Origin of the sequence: Streptomyces sp. KLMMK (genome assembly GCF_036961605.1) — a bacterium.
Classification (GTDB): Bacteria; Actinomycetota; Actinomycetes; order Streptomycetales; family Streptomycetaceae; genus Streptomyces; species Streptomyces telluris.
In genome coordinates, this window is sequence record NZ_JBAMDC010000606.1 from 1 (window position 1) to 2,719 (window position 2,719).

A 2,719-nucleotide genomic window follows, 5' to 3' on the forward strand; every position below is an offset into this window, starting at 1 on the left:
CCCCGGCGGGCGGGGCAGCGCGGGCGGCAGCCTGCTCGGCGCACGGCAGGGCGGCGTCGTGCGCAGGCCCCTCCTGGAGACGGTGCCGCGGCGGACGCTGGTCGTCGCGGCGGTCGTCGTCGTGCTGGCCGTGCTCGGCACGGTCCTCGCCTTCGCGCTGAGCGGCGGTGACGACGAAGGCGGCAAGGAAGGCAAGTCCGCGACCAAGCAGACGCCTTCGGCCGGGGCCTCGGGCCGGGCGGACGGCCAGGGCAGGACGGACGCCCAGGGCAAGGACGGCGCCCAGGGCAAGGGCGGCAAGGACCTCAAGGCCAGGACCGCTTCCGCTTCCGTCCCCGTCTCGGGCGGTCAGGGCACGGACATCGCCGGGTTCAAGCGGATCGAGAACGACGAATACCACTTCAGGATCGCCCTCCCGGAAGGCTGGAAGCAGACCGGCACCGCCGGTGAGCACTCGGGCGCCATCTACAGCGCGTCCGGCGGCTTCCCGCGCGTCCAGGTCGACTTCGGCTCCGACCCGAAGCCGGACGCCGCCAAGGAGTGGCGCGAGTCCGACTCCGGCGCCCGGCACACCATGCCGAACTACAAGGGGCTGTCCGTCCAGGAGATTCGCGGCTGGGAGGGGCACGACTACCCGACCATCGCGGACTGGTCGTTCGAGCGCGACCAGAACGGCAAGCGCGTCCAGGTCCTCAACCGCGGCTTCAAGGTGGACGACGAGCGCGGCTACGCCATCATGATCACGTGCGAGAAGGACAAGTGGGGCGACGCCGAGTGCCGGGCGTTGCGGGATGCGGCGTTCAGGACCTTCTCGCCGGAGGACTGACCTGACCCCGGGGACGGGAACGGGGACGGGGACGCGGACGGGGTCGGCGGCGCGGACGGGGCCGGGGACGGGCTGGCACCTGTGCGCCTAGGTATTCAGGTGTCCGGACGCCCGTGGCCCGGGAGGCTGGAGCCGACCTTTCTGACGGGTGTGGCGCGACGGACGGCACTCGCGTACGCCCCTGTACATCCCGGAGCCACGTACTGAGCCGTACGCGCCCGAAGGGGCGGGTTCGGCACGTATCGTGAGGTGTCGTGGACGGTACGCAGCTGCAATAGGCGGCAATTTGACCGCTGTTGGCGGTTGTCCGGGCATTCGGGCGAGGTGCGGATCGCGCGCTTGGGGAGGCGTCGTGGACGACTACGCAGGGCGGATCCTGGCCGACCGGTATCGCCTGCCCCTGCCGCCGTCCGACGTCTTCGAACTCGTCGAGACCCGTGCCTTCGACACCTTGAGCGGGCAGGAGGTCCTCGTCCGGCAGATCCCGCTGCCGGAGGTCGTGGACGCCGAGGTGCTGGACGGTGCTCCGGGCGCCGTCCGCGCCGGGGCGGGCGGTACGGCCGGTGCCACCGGTGCCGCTGTGGCCTCCGGTGCCGGCGGCGATGCGGCGGTGAGGCGGGCTCTGGCCGCGGCCGCGGCCGCGGCGCAGGTCCCCGATCACCCCCGGCTCGACCAGGTCTTCCACGTCTTCGCCGAGGGCGGCAGCCTGTGGGTCGTCAGCGAGCTGCTGCCCGCCCGCCCGCTCGCCGCGCTGCTCGCCGAGCGGCCCCTGTCGCCCCACCGTGCCGCCGAGGTCGCCGCCGACGTCCTCACCGCGCTGCGCGCTCTGCACGCCCACGGCTGGACCCACCGCAACATCACCACGCGCACGGTCCTCATCTGCGACGACGGCCGCGCCATCCTCACGGGCTTGGCCGCCGGCGCCGCCGAGGAGGCCCTCTGCGGCTACAACCCCGTCCCGGACGGCCACACCCCACCCGCGGGCCTCGACGGCCAGGGCCGGGGCGGAATGCCGATGCCACGGGGCACCGGAGGGTCGGCGGGGCGGGCGGGGCCGAGGGGGCCGGGCGACGACGGAGCCCCAGGGGCGGCCGGGCGCGGGTCCGGAGGCGGGCCGGGGGGATATGGGCCGGGCGGATACGGGTCGGGCGGAGGTTCTCCGGGCGGAGGCGTGCCCGGCGGATACGGGCCGGGCGGCGGCGCGCCGGGCTTGGGCAAGCCGGGCCCGAGGCCCGCCCAGTCGCCGTACCGGGACCAGGGCGCCGCAGGCGGATTCCTGCCGCCGAACGGCCAGGGAGCACCCGTCAGGCCGTGGCCGCCGGAGGGTTTCCGCCCTCTGACAACGCGCGGCGGGCCGGGAACGGGCCCGTCGGCACCCGGCCGGATCCCCGGGCACCCGGGGCCGGACGGGCAGGGCCCGGGTCGTCCGGGTGGGCGGAGTGCCGGGGTAACGGGCGGGCAGGACGCGGGCTGTCCGGGCGGACAAAGCGCGGGACCCCTGGGCCCGCGGGGTGCCGGTCAGCCGGCCGGCCAGGCCCCCGGGCCGTCGGGAGGGCGGGCCACCGGACATCCGGGCGGACAGGGCACGCCCCGCCCGGGCGGGCGGGACGCCGGGTATTTCGGCGGGCCGGGCACCGGGTTGCCGGGCGGGCAGGGTGCTGGTTACGCCGGGGCGCCGGGCGCGGGTTCGACGGGAGGCCAGGGTGCCGGTCACCCCGGTGGGCAGAGGCCCGGGCCTCCGAGTGGGCAAGGTGCTGGGCACATGGGCCGGCAGGGTGCCGGTCAGCCGGGTGGCCCCGGCGCCGGACGGCCCGGTGGGCAGAACCCCTTCCGGCCCGGTACGCAAGGCGCCGGGCAGGCCGGGCAGGCCGGGCAGGCCGGGCGGGAAGGCGG

Annotated in this window: 1 protein-coding gene and 1 pseudogene; both read left to right on the top strand. The window is 76.1% G+C overall.

All coding sequences use genetic code 11. The features are described from left to right. Nucleotides 1–826, top strand: a pseudogene (locus V7793_RS36170) (serine/threonine protein kinase); the annotation flags it as partial. Between the two features lie 352 nt (nucleotides 827–1,178). Beyond that, nucleotides 1,179–2,719, top strand: a 1,541-nt coding sequence (locus tag V7793_RS36175) for a protein kinase (RefSeq protein ID WP_336013919.1), incomplete at its 3' end; no start/stop codon positions are given.